Origin of the sequence: Pseudomonas ekonensis, assembly GCF_019145435.1 — a bacterium.
GTDB lineage: Bacteria > Pseudomonadota > Gammaproteobacteria > Pseudomonadales > Pseudomonadaceae > Aquipseudomonas > Aquipseudomonas ekonensis.
Window position 1 is genome coordinate 733,493 of sequence record NZ_JAHSTS010000003.1, and the last position, 22,284, is coordinate 755,776.

The window sequence follows — 22,284 nt, forward strand, 5'->3', positions numbered from 1 at the left end:
GCGAATGAAATGGGCTCTGAAACAACAAGAATGGAGAGCAACGTGATCCGTGTACTGGTAGCCGAAGACCACACCATCGTGCGCGAGGGCATCAAGCAATTGATCGGCCTGGCCAAGGACCTGCAAGTGGCGGGGGAGGCGAGCAACGGCGAACAGCTGCTCGACACCCTGCGCAACGTGCCGTGCGAGGTGGTGCTGCTGGACATCTCGATGCCGGGCGTCAACGGCCTGGAGGCGATTGCGCGGATCCGCGCGTTGAACAACCCGCCGGCGATCCTGGTGCTGTCGATGCACGACGAGGCGCAGATGGCCGCCCGGGCCCTGAAGGTCGGCGCCGCCGGCTACGCCACCAAGGACAGCGACCCGTCGCTGTTGCTGACCGCCATCCGCAAGGTCGCGGCGGGCGGGCGCTACATCGACCCGGAACTGGCCGACCGCATGGTCTTCGAAGTCGGTCTGACCGATGCCCGGCCGTTGCATTCCTTGCTGTCGGAACGCGAGTTCTCGGTGTTCGAACGCCTGGCCCAGGGCGCCAACGTCAACGACATCGCCCAGCAGCTGGCCTTGAGCAGCAAGACCATCAGCACTCACAAGGCGCGGCTGATGCAGAAGCTCAACATCACCTCCCTCGCCGAACTGGTGAAGTACGCCATGGAGCACAAGCTGCTCTGACCTTTGCCGTTTCCCGGCGGCCGCCATCGCCAGCAGGCTGGCTCCTACAGGGGGTTGGTTGAACGCAACATTTGCGGTCACTGCAGAACCCTGTGGGAGCGGGCTTGCCCGCGAAGCGGCCGTAACATTCGACACCCATGCTGGCAGGTCCGACGCTTTCGCGGGCAAGCCCGCTGCCACAGGGAAAGGTGTCGGCATATCCATCCGCGACACGGCCCCCGCCCGCGCTTGAGGCTTACGGCTGCGAGCTTGCCGCTGCGCTTGTCCAAACGCGCCATCCTTGTAGGGCGATCCCTACCCCCAACCTTCCATCCGGCTGAGGCGAATCTCTCCTGCCCCCCGATTTGCGCGGCTGGGGACAGCCACTAGGCTTAAGCCCACAGCAGTCATCAACAACAAAGGTGCGGGTATGAGCCAGGTCGAAACAAACGCAGGGGCCAGCGATGTGCTGGTCAGCTTTCGTGGAGTGCAGAAGAGCTACGACGGCGAGAACCTGATCGTCAAAGACCTCAACCTGGACATCCGCAAAGGCGAGTTCCTGACCCTGCTCGGGCCGTCCGGTTCGGGCAAGACCACCAGCCTGATGATGCTCGCCGGCTTCGAGACGCCGACCGCCGGGGAAATCCTGCTGGCGGGCCGTGCGATCAACAACGTGCCGCCGCACAAGCGCGACATCGGCATGGTGTTCCAGAACTACGCCCTGTTCCCGCACATGACCGTGGCCGAGAACCTGGCCTTCCCCCTGACCGTGCGCGGCCTGAACAAGAGCGACGTCACCGACAAGGTGAAAAAGGCCTTGGGCATGGTCCAGCTCGACGCATTCGCCCAGCGCTATCCGGGGCAGTTGTCCGGCGGCCAGCAGCAGCGTGTGGCCCTGGCCCGCGCCTTGGTGTTCGAGCCGCAGCTGGTGCTGATGGACGAACCCCTGGGCGCCCTCGACAAACAGCTGCGCGAACACATGCAGATGGAGATCAAGCACCTGCACCAGCGCCTCGGCGTGACCGTGGTCTACGTGACCCACGACCAGGGCGAAGCCCTGACCATGTCCGACCGCGTCGCCGTGTTCCATCAAGGCGAGATCCAGCAGATCGCGCCGCCGCGCACCCTCTACGAAGAGCCGAAGAACACCTTCGTCGCCAACTTCATCGGCGAGAACAACCGCCTCCACGGCCACCTGCTCAGCCAGGACGGCGAGCGCTGCGTGGTCGAGCTCGGCCGCGGGGAGAAGGTCGAGGCGCTGGCGGTCAACGTCGGCCAGAGCGGCGAGCCGGTGACCCTGTCGATCCGTCCGGAGCGGGTGAGCCTCAACGGCTCCAGCGACCGCTGCGTCAACCGCTTCTCCGGGCGGGTGGCTGAATTCATCTATCTGGGCGACCACGTCCGGGTGCGCCTGGAAGTCTGCGGCAAGACCGACTTCTTCGTGAAACAGCCGATCGCCGAGCTCGATCCTGCGCTCAGCGTCGGTGACGTGGTGCCGCTCGGCTGGCAGGTCGAGCACGTCCGCGCGCTCGACCCTCTTCAAGAGGCGCATTGATCGCCCCCGCAACACCAACACCAACCTGCACGTGGAGAGAACAATAAATGTTGAGATCCCTGAAGTTCACCGCCCTGACCCTGGGCCTGATGGGTGCGGCAAGCGCCATGGCCGCAGGTCCCGACCTGACGGTGGTGTCGTTTGGCGGTGCGAACAAGGCCGCGCAAGTCAAAGCCTTCTACGCCCCGTGGGAAGCGGCGGGCAACGGCAAGATCGTTGCCGGCGAATACAACGGCGAGATGGCCAAGGTCAAGGCCATGGTCGACACCAAGAGCGTGTCGTGGGACCTGGTGGAGGTTGAGTCGCCGGAGTTGTCCCGCGGTTGCGACGAAGACATGTTCGAGCAGCTCGACCCTGCGCTGTTCGGCAAGGGCGAAGACTACGTCAAAGGCGCGATCCAGCCGTGCGGCGTAGGTTTCTTCGTGTGGTCGACCGTGCTGGCCTACAACGCCGACAAGCTCAAGACCGCACCGACCAGCTGGGCCGATTTCTGGGACACCAAGAAGTTCCCGGGCAAGCGCGGCCTGCGCAAGGGCGCCAAGTACACCCTCGAATTCGCCCTGATGGCCGACGGCGTCGCGCCCAAGGACGTCTACAAGGAACTGGCCAGCAAGAACGGCCAGGACCGTGCGTTCAAGAAACTGGACGAGCTGAAGCCGAACATCCAGTGGTGGGAAGCCGGCGCCCAGCCGCCGCAGTACCTGGCCTCCGGCGACGTGGTCATGAGCTCGGCCTACAACGGCCGGATCGCGGCGGTGCAGAAGGAATCCAACCTCAAGGTCGTGTGGAACGGCGGCATCTACGACTTCGATGCCTGGGCCATCCCGAAAGGCCTGGACAAGGCCCGCGCGGAAGCGGCGAAGAAGTTCATCGCGTTCTCGGTGCAGCCGCAGCAGCAGAAGACCTACTCGGAAAACATCGCCTACGGTCCGGCCAACACCCAGGCGGTGCCGCTGCTGGCCAAGGATGTCCTGAAGGACATGCCGACCACCCCGGAAAACATCGCCAACCAGGTGCAGATCGACGTCAGCTTCTGGGCTGACAACGGCGAGCAGCTGGAGCAGCGCTTCAATTCCTGGGCGGCGAAGTAACCACGCCCCACAGGGGTGGGGTTGCCCTCACCCCTGCGGGAGCGGGCCTGCCCGCGAAAGCGGTCGTCCGGTCAGCCTGAAAGTTGAAGGTGCTGGCCTCTTCGCGAGCAGGCTCGCTCCCACATCACCGATCCCGAAGATTTGCGGAGTACGTCATGGCCATCGCCGTTCCCCTGAACGAGGGCAACAGCCCCACCTTGAAGCAGCGGCTCAAGCGCGCCGAGCGGGTCAACCGCTGGAAGGCCCAGGCGCTGATCGCGCCGCTGGTGCTGTTTCTGTTGCTGGTGTTCCTGGTGCCGATCGTGGCGCTGCTCTACAAGAGCGTCGGCAACCCGGAAGTGGTCGGCGGCATGCCGCGCACCGTGGCGGCCATCGCCGGCTGGGACGGCCGCGGCCTGCCCGGCGAAGCGGTCTACAAGGCGGCCGGCGAAGACCTCGCCGAGGCCCGCAAGAACCAGACGCTGGGCGATCTGTCCAAGCGCTTGAACATGGAGTTGGCCGGCTACCGCAGCCTGCTGACCAAAACCGCCCGGGGCCTGCCGTTCGCCACCGAGCCCGCCTCCTATAAAGAAGCGCTGGAAGGCATCGACGAACGCTGGGGCGACCCGGCCTACTGGCAAGCGGTTAAGCGCAACACCAGCAGCCTCACCCCGTTCTACTTGCTGGCGGCGGTCGACCACCGCATCGACGACCTCGGCGAACTGGCCCCGGCCACCCCGGACCAGGCGATCTACCTGGACATCTTCGCCCGCACGTTCTGGATGGGCCTGATCATCACCGGCATCTGCCTGGTGCTGGCCTATCCGCTGGCATACCTGCTGGCGAACCTGCCGTCGCGCCAGAGCAACCTGCTGATGATCCTGGTGCTGCTGCCGTTCTGGACTTCGATCCTGGTGCGGGTCGCCGCGTGGATCGTGCTGCTGCAGTCGGGCGGCCTGATCAACAGCGCGCTGATGGCCATGGGCATCATCGACAAGCCGCTGGAGCTGGTGTTCAACCGCACCGGGGTCTACATCTCCATGGTGCACATCCTGCTGCCGTTCATGATCCTGCCGATCTACAGCGTGATGAAGGGCATCTCGCCGACGTACATGCGCGCTGCGATCTCCCTCGGCTGCCATCCGTTCGCCAGCTTCTGGCGGGTGTACTTCCCGCAGACCTACGCCGGCGTCGGCGCCGGTTGCCTGCTGGTGTTCATCCTCGCCATCGGCTACTACATCACCCCGGCGCTGCTGGGCAGCCCGAACGATCAGATGGTCAGCTACTTCGTCGCGTTCTACACCAACACCAGCATCAACTGGGGCATGGCCACCGCGCTCGGCGGGCTGCTGCTCCTGGCCACCGTGGTGCTTTATCTGATCTACAGCTGGCTGGTGGGCGCAAGCCGCCTGCGCCTGGGCTAAGGGGAAAACCGAGATGCTGAGTCCTTACATGTCGCCCGTCGAACGGGTGTGGTTCTACAGCCTGCGGATCCTCTGCGGCCTGATCCTGTTGTTCCTGATCCTGCCGGTGCTGGTGATCGTGCCGCTGTCGTTCAACTCGGGGAGTTTTCTGGTGTACCCGCTGCAAGGCTTTTCGCTGCAGTGGTACCACGATTTCTTCGCCTCGGCCGAATGGATGCGTTCGCTCAAGAACAGCATCATCGTCGCCCCTGCCGCGACCGTGCTGGCGATGGTGTTCGGCACCCTGGCGGCCATCGGCCTGACCCGCGGGGACTTCCCCGGCAAGTCGCTGGTGATGGCGCTGGTGATTTCGCCGATGGTGGTGCCGGTGGTGATCATCGGCGTGGCCAGCTACCTGTTCTTCGCGCCGCTGGGCCTGGGCAACAGCTTCTTCTCGCTGATCGTGGTGCATGCGGTGCTGGGGGTGCCGTTCGTGATCATCACCGTGTCCGCGACCCTGCAGGGCTTCAACCACAACCTGGTGCGCGCCGCCGCCAGCCTCGGCGCCTCGCCGCTGGTGACCTTCCGCCGGGTGACCCTGCCGCTGATCGCGCCGGGGGTGATCTCCGGAGCGCTGTTCGCCTTCGCGACGTCGTTCGACGAGGTGGTGGTGACTCTGTTCCTCGCCGGCCCCGAGCAGGCGACGCTGCCCCGGCAGATGTTCAGCGGCATCCGTGAAAACCTCAGCCCGACCATCGCCGCTGCCGCCACGCTGCTGATCGCCTTCTCGGTGATCCTGTTGCTGACCCTGGAGTGGCTGCGCGGGCGCAGCGAGAAACTGCGCACCACCCAGGTTTAAGGTTTGCCGCAACCCCTGTAGGCGCGAGCCTGCTCGCGATGGCGTCTGGTCAGTCACTCTTTCAGTGACTGATCCGCCCTCATCGCGAGCAGGCCCGCTCCTACAATGATCTGCAGTGTGCTCAAACCCCTGGCCATTCATGCGCTGAATGGCAGACAACCCCGAATCCCCAGCTACGCTTGTGCTCAGCTCCCATACCTATAAGAGGCTGCGCACAATGAGTCTTTCCTCGTTCAAGATCGCTCACAAACTGATCACCGGCGCCGGGGCCATCGAGCAACTGGCGGCGGAGCTGACGCGGCTGGATGTCGACAACCCGCTGATCGTCACCGACGCCGCGTTGGTCAAGTCCGGCACCGTAGAGCTGGCGCTGGCGCAGATGGGCGGGCGCGACTACGAGATCTTCGACCGGGTGCAGCCGGATCCGGAAACCGCCATCGTCGAGGACTGCATGCGCACCTACCGCGAGGGCGGGCACGACGGGCTGATCGGCCTGGGCGGCGGCAGCGCCATCGACATCGCCAAGAGCGTCGCGGCCTACGCCGGCTATCACGGTGCGCTGGAAGACCTGTTCGGCGTCGACCAGGTGCCGCGCAAGGGCCCGCCGCTGATCGCCATCCCGACCACCGCCGGCACCGGTTCGGAGGTCACCAATGTCGCGATTCTCTCGGACAAGGCCGCGCAGCTGAAAAAGGGCATCGTCAGCGACTACCTGTTGCCGGACGTGGCGCTGGTCAGCCCGCAGATGACCCTGACCTGCCCGCGCGGGGTCACCGCCGCCAGCGGCATCGATGCGCTGGTGCATGCCATCGAGTCGTACCTGTCGGTCAATGCCTCGCCGATCACCGATTCCCTGGCCCTCGGCGCGATCCGGCTGATTGCCCGGGCGCTGCCCAAGGCCTACGCCAACGGCGCCAACCTCCAGGCCCGGGAAGACATGGCCACCGCCAGCCTGATGGCCGGCATGGCGTTCGGCAATGCCGGGGTGGGCGCGGTGCACGCGCTGGCCTACCCGTTGGGAGGGCGCTTCAACATCGCCCATGGCGTGAGCAATGCGTTGTTGCTGACCCATGTCATGACCTGGAACAAGATGGCCTGCGTCGAGCGGATGCAGGATATCGCCGAAGCCATGGGGGTGAAGACCGCCGGCCTGAGCCTCAACGAAGCGGCGGACAAGGCCGTGCAGGCCATGGCCGAGCTGTGCGCGGCGGTGGAGGTTCCGGCGGGGCTGCGCAGCGTCGGCGTCACACAGGAGGCGATCCCGGCCATGGCCGTGGAGGCTGCCGGGATCGAGCGCCTGATGCGCAACAACCCGCGCCGGCTCAGCGCCGCCGACATCGAGAAGATCTACCGCGCGGCTTACTGAGGCGCGGCGGCCGTCCGTCATGGCACAACCCAATCATCGCGGTCACGGTGCGCGCGCCAAAGCATGAGGCTACAATGCGCGCCATCGTGATTTGGCTCAGAAAAGGTGCGTCATGCAGCCCTTCGTAATTGCTCCGTCGATTCTCTCCGCCGACTTCGCCCGCCTGGGCGAGGAAGTGGACAACGTCCTGGCCGCCGGCGCCGACTTCGTTCACTTCGATGTCATGGACAACCACTACGTGCCGAACCTGACCATCGGCCCGATGGTCTGCGCGGCGCTGCGCAAGTACGGCGTCACCGCACCGATCGACGCGCACCTGATGGTCAGCCCGGTGGACCGCATCGTCGGCGACTTCATCGAGGCCGGCGCCACCTACATCACCTTCCACCCGGAAGCCTCGCTGCACGTCGACCGTTCGCTGCAGCTGATCCGCGAGGGCGGCTGCAAGTCGGGCCTGGTGTTCAACCCGGCCACCCCGCTGGACGTGCTCAAGTACGTGATCGACAAGGTCGACATGGTGCTGCTGATGAGCGTCAACCCGGGCTTCGGCGGGCAGAAGTTCATTCCCGCCACCCTCGACAAGCTGCGCGAGGCGCGGGCGATCATCGACGCGTCGGGCCGCGACATCCGCCTGGAGATCGACGGCGGCGTCAACGTCAACAACATCCGTGAGATCGCCGCGGCCGGCGCCGACACTTTCGTGGCCGGCTCAGCGATCTTCAATGCGCCGGACTACAAGGAAGTCATCGACAAGATGCGCTCCGAACTGGCGTCGGCCCGTCCATGAGCGGTTTTGAGCAGCTGTTCGCGGGGCAACTGCCGCGGTTGGTGATGTTCGATCTGGATGGCACGCTGATCGATTCGGTTCCTGACCTGGCGGCGGCTGTGGACAACATGCTGCTCACCCTCGGCCGCAAGCCTGCCGGCCTTGAGGCGGTGCGCGAGTGGGTCGGCAACGGCGCGCCGGTGCTGGTGCGCCGGGCGCTGGCCGGCGGCCTCGACCATTCGGCGGTGGACGACGCCGAAGCCGAGCGGGCGCTGGAGGTCTTCATGGAGGCCTACGGCGCCAGCCATGAGCTGACCGTGGTCTACCCCGGCGTGCGCGACACCCTCAAGTGGCTGCACAAGCAGGGCGTGGCCATGGCCCTGATCACCAACAAGCCGGAGCGTTTCGTCGCGCCGCTGCTGGATCAGATGAAGATCGGCCGCTACTTCAAGTGGATCATCGGCGGCGACACCCTGCCGCAGAAGAAACCCGATCCGGCGGCGCTGTTCTTCGTCATGAAGATGGCCGGCATCCCGGCCTCGCAGTCGCTGTTCGTCGGCGACTCGCGCAGCGATGTGCTGGCGGCGAAAGCGGCGGGGGTCAAGTGCGTCGGCCTCACCTACGGCTACAACCACGGACGGCCGATCGCCGAGGAGTCCCCGGCGCTGGTGATCGACGATTTGCGCACGCTAATTCCCGGTTGCCTGGATCCGGCCGCTGGGATAACGTTGCCCGACGCTACTCAATCCCCTTCTGGAAACGCCATCGTGGTGGTCACCCGCAAACTCTGGATGAAAGTCATCAAGGCCCTGGCCCGTTGGCGTTGGCGCGCCTGACGTGATCCTGGCCGGCCTTGCCGGCGCGTTTGCACACCTGACCGTTTTGCACCTCACACCACGAGGCACCCCATGATCCGCGAAGAATTCCTGCGCCTGGCCGCTGCCGGCTACAACCGCATCCCGCTGGCCTGCGAAACCCTGGCCGACTTCGACACGCCGCTGTCGATCTACCTGAAACTGGCCGACCAGCCCAACTCCTACCTGCTCGAATCGGTGCAGGGCGGCGAGAAGTGGGGCCGTTACTCGATCATCGGCCTGCCGTGCCGCACCGTGCTGCGGGTCCATGACCATCACGTGAGCGTCACCGTCGACGGCGTCGAGACCGAAAGCCACGACGTCGAAGACCCGCTGGCGTTCGTCGAGGCCTTCAAGGCCCGCTACAACGTGCCGACCATCGCCGGCCTGCCGCGCTTCAACGGCGGCCTTGTGGGCTACTTCGGCTACGACTGCGTGCGCTACGTGGAAAAACGCCTGGGCAAATGCCCGAACCCGGATCCGCTGGGCGTGCCGGACATCCTGCTGATGGTCTCCGACGCCGTGGTGGTGTTCGACAACCTCGCCGGCAAGATGCACGCCATCGTCCTGGCCGATCCGTCGCAGGGCGACGCCTATGAGCAGGGCCAGGCGCAACTGCAGGCCTTGCTGGAAAAGCTCCGTCAGCCGATCACCCCGCGCCGCGGCCTGGATTTCGGCAAGCAACAGGCGGCCGAACCGGTGTTCCGTTCCAGCTTCACCCAGGACGACTACGAGAAAGCCGTCGACACCATCAAGGAATACATCCTGGCCGGCGACTGCATGCAGGTCGTGCCGTCCCAGCGCATGTCGATCGACTTCAAGGCCGCACCCATCGACCTGTACCGCGCGCTGCGCTGCTTCAACCCGACGCCGTACATGTACTTCTTCAACTTCGGCGACTTCCACGTGGTCGGCAGTTCGCCGGAAGTGCTGGTGCGGGTCGAAGACAACCTCATCACCGTGCGCCCGATCGCCGGCACCCGCCCGCGCGGGGCCACCGAAGAGGCGGACCTGGCGCTGGAAGAGGACTTGCTGTCGGACGACAAGGAAATCGCCGAGCACCTGATGCTGATCGACCTGGGCCGCAACGACACCGGGCGCGTCTCGGAAGTCGGCTCGGTGAAGCTCACCGAGAAGATGGTCATCGAGCGCTATTCCAACGTGATGCACATCGTTTCCAACGTCACCGGCCAACTGAAGGAAGGCCTGACCGCGATGGACGCGCTGCGGGCGATCCTGCCGGCGGGCACGTTGTCCGGCGCGCCGAAGATCCGCGCGATGGAAATCATCGACGAGCTGGAGCCGGTCAAGCGGGGCGTGTACGGCGGCGCGGTGGGCTACTTCGCCTGGAACGGCAACATGGACACCGCCATCGCGATCCGCACGGCGGTGATCAAGGACGGCGAACTGCATGTGCAGGCCGGCGGCGGCATCGTGGCCGACTCGGTGCCGGCACTGGAGTGGGAAGAGACCATCAACAAGCGCCGGGCGATGTTCCGCGCGGTGGCGCTGGCCGAGCAGACCCCGGACTGACGCCGGGTTGCCCTGTGGCGAGGGAGCTTGCTCCCGCTGGCCTGCACGGCAGGCCCATCGCAGCAGGGGCGCTTCGCGCCCTTGCCACATAAAAGAAAGCGGCGCCTGTGAGGGCGCCGCTTTTTTGTGGCCTGCGTATCAGAAGTCCAGGCTCACCCCGACATTCACCCCTTGCTGGGTGAAGTCGTCGTCCTTGCGGATGTTGTAGCTGGCGCGCAGGGCGACTTCCTTGCTGAGGTTGTGGCTCACGCCCAGGTTCAGGCGGTTGAGGTTGGTCTGCGGCTTGTAGCCTTCGAGGGTGAAGCGGTTGTTCGGCAGGCTGTTGAGGTTGATGGTCAGGTCCTGGGCATCGTCGTTGTATTCGCGCTCATGGGCGAACTCGCCGAACACCTGGGTCTGTGCGGTGACCTGGTACTTGCCCTGGATGCCGAGGCCCAGCCGGCGGGAGATGCGCGACTGGTCGTCGAAGGTCAGCGCCGTGGCGTCCGCGCCTTTTTCCGAGTAGCCGTCCACCTGCGCCTTGCCGAAGTCGGCGCTGACGAACGGCGACAGGTGCCACGGGCTGCTCGCCTCGGGCGCGATGTCGTAGCCCACGCGGCCGCCGATGGCCAGCACGTAGCCGTCGGTGTCGCCTTTCTCCCCGCGCTCGTTGACCCCCAGCTGAAACTTGCGCTTGAGGCTGTCGTAGTCCAGGCGGCCGGCGGTCATCGCCAGGTCGCCCCACCAGCGGTTCTGCTGGTACTGGGCGAACACGGTGCCCATGTAGGAATTGAGCTTGTAGTCCGAGTCGTTGTCGCCGGCCTCGAGCTTCTGGTGGTAGAGCCCGGCCGCGACGCCGACGCGCCAGGCGTCGTCGAGACGGTAGCTGGCGCCGATGTTCAGGTTGTAGCCGTTGCCGTCGGCGCTGGCCCCGGCGCTCTGGTCGTCGAAGTCCTGATGCTGGCCGCCGCCGGCGACGATGGTCCGCCATTGACCCACGCCTTGCCAGTTCTCCCAGTCGGCCAGCCATTGGTTGCGCAACTCGTCCTGGTGGGCGCGCAGCGAGCCCTGGGCCATTTCCGGCAGCAGGGTCAGCTCCCACGGCGCGGCCAGCAGCGAGTAGGCGTAGTCGGCGATCAGCCGTTGCCCGGCCTCGGTCGGGTGCACCGAGTCGTTGAAGATCAGCTTGGTCGGATCCGGCGTGGCGCTGTTGATGCCGTACCGGGCGTTCTCGGTGCAGCCGCTGCCGCTGAAGCAGGTGGCGACCAGGTTCTGGTCGGTGGCCAGGCCGAACTGGGCCGGGTTGGCGAACACTTCGCTGAGCAGCAGCGGAATGTTCAGCGGGATGACGTTGGCGTTGACGCCTTGCAGCTGGCTGACCAGTTCGCTGTTGAACTGGGCGCTGAGCTGCGACGTGAAGGCTTGCAGCGGCGAGCCGTTGATGGCCGGGGTCAGGCCGATGTCCGGCAGCAGCCAGACCATGATGTAGCGGGCGCCGGCGCCTTGCAGGGTCTGCACGCTGTCGACCAGGCGGTCGGCGGCGGCGCTGGCCTGGGCGAGGCTGGTGACGCGGCCCTGGAGGAAGTCGTTGCCGCCTCCCGTAAGGTAGTACAGCGCGTTCGGGTCAGCACGGAAGCCGTTGGACGGCAGGTAGCCGGTGCGGGTGCGTTCGCCGGAGGCGGACGAGCTGGTGATCGAGTCCAGGATCTGGTCGGTGCGGTAACCGCCTACCGCCCAGTTGTTGCCGTCCGGCAGGCCTTGGTTGGCGCGCACCGCCGAGTCGGCGGAGGCGGTCTGGTCGGGCGTGAAGCCCAGGCGGCCGCCGAGCAGTTGGGTGGCGTTGAGCGAATAGAATTCGCCGCTGCCGTCCCGGTAGGCGGGACCTGTGCGGTTGGTGAAACGCTTGCCCGAACCGGCCGGGCCGCCGCTGTCGGTGAACGTCCCGGCGTCGCTGAGGCTGTCGCCGAAGACGACGAAATTCGAGTAAGGGTTGGGGGCGGCGACCGCCTGGGCGCAGGCCATCGCGAGCAAGCATCCGGCCAGCGGTACGAACAACGTCTGTTTGATCATGAGCAAGTCCGTTTATTTATTGTTGTAGTGAACGAAACGACAGTACCAAAAACATCCGGCGTTTTGCCATCTGTCGCGAACACTCCCCGGGTTTGACGCGCTTTGTCCGATTTGGCCGCCGGCCGGCCCCGCCATCATATTGCACGCTCTGCCCAGCTAAGTTACTGTGCCGGAACGTATGAACGAGACCTTCCCCGTGTTGATCGTCAGCAAACTCCTGGATCAAGTCATCAAGGCGCACGCCCGCTGGCGTTGGCGCGCCTGAATCTTCTCTGCCGGCCCCGCCGGATCTGTACTGCTTTGCCTTCCTTGCCTGTCTGAACCGCCGCTGTGCCGACGCGATCCGCGCGTCCGACATCGTGCAGCGCCCTGCGGGCAAACCGTTCGAAGGCTGTCTCCAAGCCAGAATTCAAGAGGTTCGAAACGCCATGTTGCTGATGATCGACAACTACGACTCCTTTACCTACAACGTTGTGCAATACCTCGGCGAGCTGGGCGCCGAGGTCAAGGTCGTGCGCAACGACGAACTGAGCGTCGCCCAGATCGAAGCGCTCAAGCCGGAGCGCATCGTGGTGTCCCCGGGCCCCTGCACCCCGACCGAAGCCGGCGTCTCCATCGAGGCGATCAAGCACTTCGCCGGCAAGCTGCCGATCCTCGGCGTCTGCCTCGGCCACCAGTCCATCGGCCAGGCCTTCGGCGGTGACGTGGTGCGCGCCCGTCAGGTGATGCACGGTAAGACTAGCCCGGTATTCCATGAGGACAAGGGCGTGTTCGCAGGCCTGAACCGGCCGCTGACCGTCACCCGCTATCATTCGTTGATCGTCAAGCGCGAGACCTTGCCCGACTGCCTGGAGCTGACCGCCTGGACGCAGCACGAGGACGGCTCGGTGGACGAGATCATGGGCCTGCGCCACAAGACCCTGAACATCGAAGGCGTGCAGTTCCACCCGGAATCGATCCTGACCGAACAGGGCCATGAACTGTTCGCCAACTTCCTCAAACAGACCGGCGGCGTGCGCTAAGGACCTCTCATGAACATCAAGACAGCCCTGAGCCGCATCGTCGACCACCTCGACCTCAGCACCGATGAAATGCGCGACGTGATGCGCGAGATCATGACCGGCCAATGCACCGACGCGCAGATCGGCGCGTTCATGATGGCCATGCGCATGAAGAGCGAGAGCATCGACGAGATCGTCGGCGCGGTCTCGGTCATGCGCGAGCTGGCGGACAAGGTCGAACTCAAGACCCTCGACCGCGTCGTGGACGTGGTGGGCACCGGCGGCGACGGCGCCAACATCTTCAACGTCTCCACCGCTTCGTCGTTCGTCGTCGCGGCGGCCGGCTGCACCGTGGCCAAGCACGGCAACCGCGCCGTGTCGGGCAAGAGCGGCAGCGCCGACCTGCTGGAGGCCGCCGGCATCTACCTGAACCTGACCCCGACCCAAGTGGCCCGCTGCATCGACAACGTCGGCATCGGCTTCATGTTCGCCCAGACCCACCACAAGGCCATGAAGCATGCCGCCGGCCCGCGCCGCGACCTCGGCCTGCGCACCCTGTTCAACATGCTCGGCCCGCTTACGAATCCGGCCGGTGTGAAGCATCAGGTGGTGGGCGTGTTCACGCCGGCCTTGTGCCGGCCGCTGGCCGAAGTCTTGCAGCGTCTGGGCAGCAAGCATGTGCTGGTGGTGCATTCGAAGGACGGTCTGGACGAGTTCAGCCTTGCGGCGCCGACCTTCGTCGCCGAGCTCAAGGATGGCCAGATCAGCGAGTATTGGGTCGAGCCGGAAGACCTGGGCATGAAGAGCCAGAGCCTGCACGGCCTGTCGGTCGAAGGCCCGGAAGCGTCGCTGGCGCTGATCCGCGATGCGCTGGGCAAACGCAAGACCGAGAGCGGCCAGAAAGCCGCTGAAATGATCGTGCTCAACGCCGGTGCGGCGCTGTACGCCGCCGACCTGGCCAGCAGCCTGAAAGAGGGCGTGGCGCTTGCGCACGACGCCCTGCACACCGGCCTCGCTCGGGAAAAGCTCGAGGAGCTGGGTGCCTTTACCGCGGTATTCAAAGTGGAGAATGAGGGATGAGTGTGCCGACGGTTCTGGAAAACATTCTGGCCCGCAAGTTTCAGGAAGTCGCCGAGCGCAGCGCCCGCGTCAGCCTGAGCGAGCTGGAAAGCCTGGCCAGGACGGCCGATGCACCCCGTGGATTTGCCGGCGCGCTGCTGGCGCAGGCCAAGAAGAAACAGCCGGCGGTGATCGCCGAGATCAAGAAGGCTTCGCCGAGCAAGGGCGTGATCCGCGAGCACTTCGTGCCCGCCGACATCGCCAAGAGCTACGAGAAGGGCGGGGCGACCTGCCTGTCGGTGCTGACCGACATCGACTACTTCCAGGGCGCCGACGCCTACCTGCAGCAGGCCCGTGCGGCCTGCGCGCTGCCGGTGATCCGCAAGGACTTCATGATCGATCCGTACCAGATCGTCGAAGCCCGTGCCCTGGGCGCCGATTGCGTGCTGCTCATCGTCTCCGCCCTGGATGACGTGAAGATGAAGGAGCTGGCGTCGGTCGCCAAGGACGTCGGCCTCGACGTGCTGGTGGAGGTTCACGACGGCGATGAGCTGGAGCGTGCGCTGAAGACCCTCGACACGCCGCTGGTGGGGATCAACAACCGCAACCTGCACACCTTCGACGTCAGCCTGGAAACCACCCTCGACCTGCTGCCGCGCATTCCGCGCGACCGCCTGGTGATCACCGAGAGCGGCATCCTCAACCGCGCTGACGTCGAACTGATGGAAATCAGCGACGTTTACGCGTTCCTGGTCGGCGAGGCGTTCATGCGCGCCGAAAGCCCGGGCACCGAGCTGCAGCGCCTGTTCTTCCCGGAGCGCGGCGTTCCCGTGAGCGGTTCGACCCTCGACTGACCCTGCCTCGTCGGCGCCCGTGTCCCCTGTGGGAACGGGCTTGCCCGCGAAGGCGGCATAAGATTCACCTCAGGCCGCAAGTCCCATGGAATCCTTATGAGCCCCACCTCCCTGACCATCGAATCCGGACTGCAAGCCGAACAGGACTTGCTGGCCTCCGTCTGCGCCGGCGATTCCGAGTTCGGCCTGCTGTTCTGGCAGCCGAGCGACCGGGCGCTGGTCATGCCGCGCCGCCTCAACCGCCTGCCCGGTTTCGACCAGGCCTGCGAAGTGTCGGCCGCGGCGGGATGGCCCGTTCTGCTGCGGGAAACCGGCGGCGAACCGGTGCCGCAGTCAGCCTCGACCGTCAACATCGCACTGGTCTACGCCCCGCCGCGCAGCGAGGGCGACCTGAACCGGATCGAGACCGGCTATCGGCGTTTGTGCGATCCGATCTGTCAGCTGTTGGATGAGTTGGGCGGCACGTCTTCCCTGGGCGAGATCGACGGTGCGTTCTGCGACGGCCGGTTCAACGTCAACCTCGACGGACGCAAGATGGTCGGCACCGCCCAGCGCTGGCGCCAGAGTCAGGGCGGCCAGCGGCCGGTGGGGCTGGTGCACGGGGCGATGCTGATGGATGACGAGCGGGAGTCGATGGCCGCGGCCGTCAACCGCTTCAACGAAGCCTGCGGACTGGAGCAGCGGGTGCGTGCGCAAAGCCACATTGCGCTGCATGAGAAATTTCCGGATGCGCAGGCCTTGGCGCGGCTCGACGTGCTCTTGCGGGCAATGCTGGCGCAAATCTACGCTTGAGCCTGCGGGCTCAGCGCGTACCGAAGACCACCATGGTCTTGCCTTTCACGTCCACCAGGTTGCGGTCCTCGAGATCCTTGAGCACTCGGCCGACCATCTCCCGCGAACAGCCGACGATCCGTCCGATTTCCTGACGGGTCACCTTGATCTGCATGCCGTCCGGGTGGGTCATCGCATCGGGCTGCTTGCACAGCTCCAGCAGGCAGCGGGCCACGCGGCCGGTCACGTCGAAGAACGCCAGGTCGCCGACCTTGCGCGTGGTGTTGCGCAGGCGTTGTGCGATTTGTCCGCTGAGCACGTAAAGAATGTCCGGATCCTGTTGCGACAGTTCGCGGAATTTCGCGTAGCTGATTTCCGCGACTTCGCATTCGACCTTGGCCCGCACCCAGGCGCTGCGCTCCTGTTCCTGGCCGGCCTGTTCGAACAGCCCCAGCTCGCCGAAGAAGTCCCCGGCGTTGAGGTAGGCGATGATCATCTCCCGGCCGTCGTCATCCTCGATCAGGATCGTCACCGAGCCCTTGATGATGAAGTACAGCGTGTCGGAACGGTCGCCGGCGCAGATGATGTTGCTCTTGGCCGCATGGCGGCGGCGCTGGCAATGCATCAACAGCTTGTCGAGGTTCTTGATTTTGGGGGTGGGGGTAATACCAACCATGGTTGTATCCCGAAAAGACTGCACGGTTATGTTTGATTTTTTTATGAGGCGCCGAGAGCGGTCGTTGGCAGGTCGACCGGGCGTCAGTGATTTGGCGCCAGCTTACCAGACACTTCCTTGAAGATTCGAGAATTTACCTACGTCATGGCCGTATCCGTCCTAGGAATGGCAGTCGCTGTCAAAGCGTAGCCCTGTGCTAAGCTGGCGGCCCTTTTTTCTACAGTGGAGTCTTGGCGATGAAGGCACGCATCCAATGGGCTGGCGAAGCCATGTTCCTCGGCGAATCCGGCAGCGGCCATGTCGTGGTCATGGACGGTCCGCCGGAGGCCGGCGGCCGCAACCTGGGTGTCCGCCCGATGGAGATGCTCTTGCTGGGCGTCGGCGGCTGCAGCAATTTCGACGTGGTCAGCATCCTGAAGAAGGCCCGCCAGGCGGTCGAGAGCTGCGAAGCGTTCCTGGACGCCGAACGCGCGACCGAAGACCCGAAAGTCTTCACCAAGATCCATATGCATTTCGTGGTCAAGGGCCGCGGCCTGAAGGAAGCCCAGGTCAAGCGCGCCATCGAGCTGTCTGCCGAGAAGTACTGCTCGGCCTCGATCATGCTCGGCGCGGCCGGCGTGGCCATCACCCACGACTACGAGATCGTCGAGCTCGGCTGAGCCGACATTCAACTATCATAAAAGCAGTGCAGACTCTGGCGATCCCCCGCCGACGTCTGCATAATGCGCCACTTTTTTCAGGGCTGTGACCGGTCTGCCGACGGGTCATCCGCCTGAACAGATAACCAAAATCGCCATCGCGAAGAGGTGTTAACCGTCCTACGCAGGTGCGTCGTTCGCACTTGACGGGCATGCTTGATCACGCGGCCGTGCCGCATACATAGAGAGTTTTCAACGGTGAAAAGCAAACTCAAGCTCCACGGGTTCAATAACCTGACAAAGACCTTGAGCTTCAACATCTATGACATCTGCTACGCGGAAACCCCGCAAGACCAGCAGGCCTACGTCGAGTACATCAACAAAGAGTACAACGCGAAACGCCTGACGCAGATCCTCACGGAAGTTGTCGATATCATTGGTGCCAACATCCTGAACATCGCCAGTCAGGACTACGAGCCACAAGGCGCCAGCGTCACGATCCTGATCTCCGAAGAGCCGGTGACCCCGACCGAGAGTCAGATCGAAGAGTCTCCGGGCCCGCTGCCCGAGATCATCCTCGCCCACCTCGACAAGAGCCACATTACGGTGCACACCTATCCGGAAATCCATCCGGACGATGGCATCGCGACGTTCCGTGTGGACATCGACGTGTCGACCTGCGGCGTGATTTCACCGCTCAAAGCGCTCAACTTCCTGATTCACCAGTTCGATTCGGACATCGTGACCGTGGATTACCGTGTGCGCGGCTTCACCCGTGACGTCGAAGGCAACAAGCACTTCATCGACCACGAGATCAACTCGATCCAGAACTACCTCTCCGAAGACACCCGCGACGCGTACCAGATGACCGACGTGAATGTGTACCAGGAGAACCTGTTCCACACCAAAATGCTGCTGAAGAACTTCGAACTGGACAACTACCTGTTCGGCGACGCCACCAGCAACCTGTCGGCCGAACAGCGTGCCCAGGTGACCGAGCGTGTGAAGCACGAAATGCTGGAGATCTTCTACGCCCGCAACATGCCGAGCTGAGATCCCCGAGCACAAAAAAAGGCGACTGCCCCCAGGGCGGTCGCCTTTTTTATTGGTGGGAACGTTCAGATCCGGTAGGTGCTCTTGGTCATCACCTTCGCCAGCAGGCTCATCCCGAACTTCACCGGCGCCGGGAAGCGGAAACCACCGGCCTGCAGTGCGCTTTCGGCATGGTGTTCCTCATCGACGCGCATCTGCTCCAGGATCGCCCGGGACTTTTCGTCCTCGGCGGGCAGTTGCTCCAGGTGCTCGTTCAGGTGCTTGCACACCTGATGTTCGGTCGCCGCGACGAACCCGAGGCTGACCTTGTCGCTGATCAGCCCGGCCACGGCGCCGATGCCGAACGACATGCCGTAGAACAATGGATTGAGCACGCTGGTGTGGCTGCCCAACTGATGGATGCGTTGCTCGCACCACACCAGATGGTCGATCTCTTCTTCGGCGGCATGCTCCATCGCTTCGCGCACCTGCGGCAGCTTGGCGGTGAGGGCCTGGCCCTGGTACAGCGCCTGGGCGCAGACTTCGCCGGTGTGGTTGATGCGCATCAGGCCGGCGACATGGCGGGTGTCTTCGTCGCTCATCTGCGCATCGGGCTGCACGATGGCCGGCGACGGGCGATGCGGCTGGCCGCTGAACGGCAGCAAGGTGCGCATGGCGGCATCGGCTTGCAGCAGAAGACGGTCAATCGGCGAGTAGTGACGTTGGGTAGTCATGCTGACCTCCGGGGGGAATCTCGGCGGCCAGTTTAACCGAATCGGCCCGAGAAGGATTGCGCTGGGTCATCGTGACTCAGGGGGATGGAGACTTCAGCGGGAGCAGGCGGTCTGCTCCCGCCGAAAGGCTCAGCCCGGCGGCCAGTTCATCTGGCGCTGACCGAGCACATGCATATGAATGTGGTAGACGGTCTGTCCGCCCTTTTCATTGCAGTTCATCACCACCCGGAAGCCTTCCTCGCAACCCAGCTCCAGCGCCAGGCGCTGGGCGGTGAACAGGATGTGCCCGGCCAGTGCCTTGTCGTCTTCGGTCAGGTCGTTGAGGGTGCGCACCGGTTTTTTCGGGATCACCAGAAAATGCACCGGCGCCTGTGGGGCGATGTCGTGGAAGGCCAGTACCTGGTCGTCCTCGTAGATGATCTTCGCCGGGATCTCCCGGTTGATGATCTTGGTGAACAGAGTATCCACAGCTGTTTTCTCCGTAGTGTGGGGCGGGTCGAGTGTACCCATGCAGGTTCACTGCGCCCAGCCGTTTGCCTGCCGGCCTTTCAGCGCGGGCAGTAAGCCTTGTTGACCATGCCGGTGACGGTGCGGTTGAGCCAGCGCGAGCCGAGGCGAGGCAGGAAGGCGAACCAGCGGTTCATCCGGCCGGGGATGATGATCGCGCGGTTCTTTTCCAGGGCGCGCACGGTATACAGCGCGACCTCTTCCGGGCTCATCAGCAGCCGGCTGTCTTTGAGCTTGCCGTCGTTCAGTTGGGCGGTGCGGAAGAATGCCGTACGGGTCGGGCCAGGGCAGAGCACCGAAACCTTAACCGCGCACTTCTTCAGCTCGACCCGCAGCGCTTCGGAGAAGTGCAGCACATACGCCTTGCTGGCGTAGTAGGTGCTCATCCACGGGCCGGGGTTGAACGCCGCGACCGAGGCGACGTTGAGGATCTGCCCGCCGCCCTGCAACGCCATGCTGTTGCCGATGGCGTGGCAGAGGCGGGTGAGGGCGAGGATGTTCACTTCGATCAGGTCCTGCTCGGTCATCCAGTCCTGGGCCAGGAACGGCCCGCAGGTGCCGATGCCGGCACAGTTCACCAGCAGGTCGATTTGCCGGTCGCCTTCTTCCAGTTCCAGCAGGAAGCCGGACAGGCGCAAGGGTTCGCCCAGATCGCAGGCACGGAACAGCACCTCCACGCCGAAGCGCTGGGTCAATTCGATCGCAATGCTTTCCAGCTGATCACGCTGTCGGGCCACCAGAATCAGGCTGCGGCCCCGGCGGGCAAGGGCTTCGGCCATGGCCAGGCCGATGCCGCTGGAGGCGCCGGTGATCAGAGCGTAACGGGTCATGCAGTTCTCCATCGCAACAGCTCCGGCCGGCGACGCAGGTGTCGCGGGCCGGAGCGCTGTTCATTCTTTGGCAGAGTCTACAGGGGGTGGGGCCGCTTCGGCTGCTTCGTCCTCGGAAATCGTTGCCGGCTCGGCCACGGCGTCGATCTCGTCGGTGGTCACCGAGCCGCTTTCGTAGCTGCTTTCCAGGCTGCTTTCGTACTCTTCCTGGATCGCCGAGATGCCGCCGACCATCGCGCCCGCGAAGATGAGCCCGACGAACACGATCCACAGCGAGCACAGCACCTTGACCGCCGTGGTGTTGGGCGGTGGCGGCGGGCCATAGCGGTTGGCGCCGTCGTTGCCCGGCATGGCCATCATCACCAGCGGGAAAATGCTGCCCACGAACGGTACGAGGTTCAGCAGCCAGAGCCAGCCGGACCAGCCGATGTCGTGCAGGCGCTGGACGCTGAACAGGATGCTGACGAGGCCGAAGGCCAGGAACAGAAAGAACGCGACGATGCCGCCGATGATCAGCCCCGTGGTGGAGTCCGTGCTGACCAGGCCCAGCCCGATGAAGGCAAAGATGCCGATGATCGGCAGGGTCACCAGGCTCAACACCATCGTCCAGGCCAGGAAGCGCAGGCGCCCGATCCGGCCTTCGACGCTGAACGGCTTGAGGATGGCGAACTCCGGGAGGCGCTCGCCGACGTCGGCCCGGGGCGGGGCGTAAGGGGAATCCGGCTCCGCCGGGGCGGGCGTCTGTTCGTGCACGTCCGCCAGGTTCAGTTCGACCGTGGTTTCGGGCTCGATCCGGGCTTCGATGCCGGTCTTGCCCAGCGCCTGCAGGTAAACCTGCGCGTCGCTGTGGGACAGCTCGCGCTTGAGGGCGACGGTGCGCCCGCTGAACAGCCGCTCGATGGCGGCGACATCGCTCTTGAACAGATCCGCCAGGTTGAGCTTGGCGGTGGTGATGTCGACTCCGGGCTGCAGGGCGCCGTCGAACACGATCTTGTAACGGGTTTCGCTCATGGCCGGGCATCCTTGTCGCGAGATGGATTGAAGTGGGGTATCGCAGTCGGTGAGTGTAAGGCCGGTCGCGGATCGGACGGCCTTTTTCTCAGCGTGGCCAGCGGTTCGGCAACTGCGCCGCGTGCGCCAGTGCCTGACGGTACTCGCTGTCCAGGCGGGCCACCAGTTGATCCACGCTCGGCAGATCCTTGATTCCGCCTACGCCCTGGCCCGCCGACCAGACGGTTTTCCAAGCCTTGGCCTCGTCGCTGAGCGGCTTGAGCTTTTCGCCGAAGTTCACGTCGCCCTTGCCCTGCAGGGCCGCCATGTCGAAGCCGGCGGCCTCCAGGCTCTGGCGCATGAAACTGGCCGGCACGCCCGACACGGCAGGAGTATGGATGATGTCCGCCGCTTTGGCAGTCAGCAGCATGTCCTTGTATGCGTCAGGCGCATGACTTTCGGTGGTGCCGATAAATCGGGTGCCGAAGTAGGCCAAATCCGCGCCCAGCACCTGAGCGGCAAGAATCTCATGCCCGTGGTTCAGGCATCCTGCGAGCAGCAGGGTCTTGTCGAAGAACTGACGGATCTCCGCGACCAGCGAGAACGGGCTCCAGGTGCCGGCATGGCCACCGGCGCCCGCCGCTACGGCGATCAGGCCGTCGACGCCGGCTTCGGCGGCTTTCTCCGCGTGGCGGCGGGTGGTCACATCGTGGAACACCAGGCCGCCGTAGCTGTGGACGGCATCGACCACTTCCTTGACCGCCCCCAGGCTGGTGATGACGATCGGCACCTGGTGTTCTACGCAGATGTTCAGGTCCGCCTGCAGCCTCGGGTTGGTGGGGTGGACGATCAGGTTCACGGCATACGGCGCCGGGTTTTCCATGAGCGCCAGGCCCGCCTCGATCTGTTCCAGCCAGGCCTTGAAGCCGCTGCTTTCGCGCTGGTTCAGCGCCGGGAAGCTGCCGACCACGCCGTTGCGGCAACAGGCAAGCACCAGATCCGGGTTGGAAATCAGGAACATCGGCGCGGCCACGACGGGCAGGCGCAGGCGTTGGTCGAGCAAAGCGGGCAGCGACATGGGACATC

22 protein-coding genes are annotated in these 22,284 nt (G+C 64.7%); 15 read left to right on the forward strand and 7 right to left on the reverse strand.

Features of this window, described 5'->3' with window-relative positions:
• Positions 1 to 30: 30 nt before the first annotated feature.
• From KVG96_RS27285 to trpE, 9 genes are all read left to right on the forward strand, one after another.
• Entirely contained in the window at positions 31 to 672 is a 642-nt protein-coding gene (locus KVG96_RS27285; RefSeq protein ID WP_217894777.1) for a response regulator, read from the forward strand.
• 409 nt (positions 673 to 1,081) lie between these two features.
• A complete protein-coding gene (locus tag KVG96_RS27290) occupies positions 1,082 to 2,206 on the forward strand; it encodes an ABC transporter ATP-binding protein (RefSeq protein WP_217894778.1) in 1,125 nt (374 codons plus the stop codon).
• Positions 2,207 to 2,253: 47 nt separating this feature from the next.
• Positions 2,254 to 3,297, forward strand: a complete 1,044-nt coding sequence (locus KVG96_RS27295; protein ID WP_085586248.1) for an ABC transporter substrate-binding protein — start codon at positions 2,254 to 2,256, stop codon at positions 3,295 to 3,297.
• A 155-nt stretch (positions 3,298 to 3,452) separates the two neighbouring features.
• Positions 3,453 to 4,700, forward strand: a complete 1,248-nt coding sequence (locus KVG96_RS27300) for an ABC transporter permease (protein WP_217894779.1) — start codon at positions 3,453 to 3,455, stop codon at positions 4,698 to 4,700.
• Between the two features lie 13 nt (positions 4,701 to 4,713).
• On the forward strand, positions 4,714 to 5,538 hold the full coding sequence (locus KVG96_RS27305; RefSeq protein ID WP_085586244.1) for an ABC transporter permease: 825 nt from the start codon (positions 4,714 to 4,716) through the stop codon (positions 5,536 to 5,538).
• 217 nt (positions 5,539 to 5,755) lie between these two features.
• Complete coding sequence (locus tag KVG96_RS27310; RefSeq protein ID WP_217894780.1) at positions 5,756 to 6,904, forward strand: iron-containing alcohol dehydrogenase; 1,149 nt, start codon at positions 5,756 to 5,758, stop codon at positions 6,902 to 6,904.
• 112 nt (positions 6,905 to 7,016) lie between these two features.
• Positions 7,017 to 7,691 carry a ribulose-phosphate 3-epimerase gene (gene rpe, locus KVG96_RS27315; protein WP_085586240.1) on the forward strand — a complete coding sequence of 225 codons (675 nt, stop codon included), beginning with the start codon at positions 7,017 to 7,019 and terminating at the stop codon, positions 7,689 to 7,691.
• Positions 7,688 to 8,506, forward strand: a complete 819-nt coding sequence (locus tag KVG96_RS27320; RefSeq protein WP_217894781.1) for a phosphoglycolate phosphatase — start codon at positions 7,688 to 7,690, stop codon at positions 8,504 to 8,506. The genes rpe and KVG96_RS27320 overlap by 4 nt, the downstream gene beginning before the upstream one ends.
• A 72-nt stretch (positions 8,507 to 8,578) precedes the next feature.
• On the forward strand, positions 8,579 to 10,057 hold the full coding sequence (gene trpE / locus KVG96_RS27325; RefSeq protein WP_217894782.1) for an anthranilate synthase component I: 1,479 nt from the start codon (positions 8,579 to 8,581) through the stop codon (positions 10,055 to 10,057).
• Positions 10,058 to 10,195: 138 nt separating this feature from the next.
• On the opposite strand, the gene estP is transcribed toward trpE, so the two are convergent.
• A complete protein-coding gene (estP, locus tag KVG96_RS27330; protein ID WP_217894783.1) occupies positions 10,196 to 12,106 on the reverse strand; it encodes an esterase EstP in 1,911 nt (636 codons plus the stop codon).
• 428 nt (positions 12,107 to 12,534) lie between these two features.
• Here estP and KVG96_RS27335 point away from each other — a divergent pair, with 428 nt between their 5' ends.
• The 4 genes from KVG96_RS27335 (at position 12,535) to KVG96_RS27350 (ending at position 15,812) form a co-directional block, all read left to right on the forward strand.
• Positions 12,535 to 13,128: an aminodeoxychorismate/anthranilate synthase component II gene (locus KVG96_RS27335; RefSeq protein ID WP_217894784.1), complete on the forward strand. Its 594-nt coding sequence runs from the start codon at positions 12,535 to 12,537 to the stop codon at positions 13,126 to 13,128.
• A 9-nt stretch (positions 13,129 to 13,137) separates the two neighbouring features.
• Positions 13,138 to 14,187 (forward strand): anthranilate phosphoribosyltransferase, encoded by a 1,050-nt coding sequence (gene trpD, locus KVG96_RS27340; protein WP_085586230.1) that lies wholly within the window; start codon positions 13,138 to 13,140, stop codon positions 14,185 to 14,187.
• On the forward strand, positions 14,184 to 15,020 hold the full coding sequence (gene trpC / locus KVG96_RS27345) for an indole-3-glycerol phosphate synthase TrpC (protein WP_217894785.1): 837 nt from the start codon (positions 14,184 to 14,186) through the stop codon (positions 15,018 to 15,020). Before trpD ends, trpC begins: the two co-directional genes overlap by 4 nt.
• 96 nt (positions 15,021 to 15,116) lie before the next feature.
• Entirely contained in the window at positions 15,117 to 15,812 is a 696-nt protein-coding gene (locus tag KVG96_RS27350) for a lipoate--protein ligase family protein (protein WP_217894786.1), read from the forward strand.
• A 10-nt stretch (positions 15,813 to 15,822) separates the two neighbouring features.
• Here KVG96_RS27350 and crp read toward each other — a convergent pair whose 3' ends face one another.
• Positions 15,823 to 16,467 (reverse strand): cAMP-activated global transcriptional regulator CRP, encoded by a 645-nt coding sequence (gene crp, locus KVG96_RS27355; RefSeq protein ID WP_085586224.1) that lies wholly within the window; start codon positions 16,465 to 16,467, stop codon positions 15,823 to 15,825.
• A gap of 236 nt (positions 16,468 to 16,703) precedes the next feature.
• Between crp and KVG96_RS27360 the strand changes: the two genes are divergently transcribed.
• Both KVG96_RS27360 and speD read left to right on the forward strand, forming a co-directional pair.
• A complete protein-coding gene (locus KVG96_RS27360) occupies positions 16,704 to 17,126 on the forward strand; it encodes an OsmC family protein (protein ID WP_085586222.1) in 423 nt (140 codons plus the stop codon).
• Positions 17,127 to 17,363: 237 nt separating this feature from the next.
• A complete protein-coding gene (speD, locus tag KVG96_RS27365; protein ID WP_085586220.1) occupies positions 17,364 to 18,158 on the forward strand; it encodes an adenosylmethionine decarboxylase in 795 nt (264 codons plus the stop codon).
• Positions 18,159 to 18,223: 65 nt separating this feature from the next.
• Here speD and coq7 read toward each other — a convergent pair whose 3' ends face one another.
• From coq7 to KVG96_RS27390, 5 genes are all read right to left on the reverse strand, one after another.
• Complete coding sequence (gene coq7, locus KVG96_RS27370; protein WP_085586218.1) at positions 18,224 to 18,871, reverse strand: 2-polyprenyl-3-methyl-6-methoxy-1,4-benzoquinone monooxygenase; 648 nt, start codon at positions 18,869 to 18,871, stop codon at positions 18,224 to 18,226.
• A gap of 129 nt (positions 18,872 to 19,000) precedes the next feature.
• Positions 19,001 to 19,339: a histidine triad nucleotide-binding protein gene (locus KVG96_RS27375; RefSeq protein ID WP_003228789.1), complete on the reverse strand. Its 339-nt coding sequence runs from the start codon at positions 19,337 to 19,339 to the stop codon at positions 19,001 to 19,003.
• An 80-nt stretch (positions 19,340 to 19,419) separates the two neighbouring features.
• The gene (locus tag KVG96_RS27380; RefSeq protein ID WP_217894787.1) at positions 19,420 to 20,208 is read right to left on the reverse strand and encodes an SDR family NAD(P)-dependent oxidoreductase; all 789 of its coding nucleotides are present in this window, start codon (positions 20,206 to 20,208) and stop codon (positions 19,420 to 19,422) included.
• Between the two features lie 60 nt (positions 20,209 to 20,268).
• Positions 20,269 to 21,219: a DUF805 domain-containing protein gene (locus KVG96_RS27385; RefSeq protein WP_217894788.1), complete on the reverse strand. Its 951-nt coding sequence runs from the start codon at positions 21,217 to 21,219 to the stop codon at positions 20,269 to 20,271.
• 88 nt (positions 21,220 to 21,307) lie between these two features.
• Positions 21,308 to 22,276: an NAD(P)H-dependent flavin oxidoreductase gene (locus KVG96_RS27390; RefSeq protein ID WP_217894789.1), complete on the reverse strand. Its 969-nt coding sequence runs from the start codon at positions 22,274 to 22,276 to the stop codon at positions 21,308 to 21,310.
• Positions 22,277 to 22,284 lie beyond the last annotated feature (8 nt).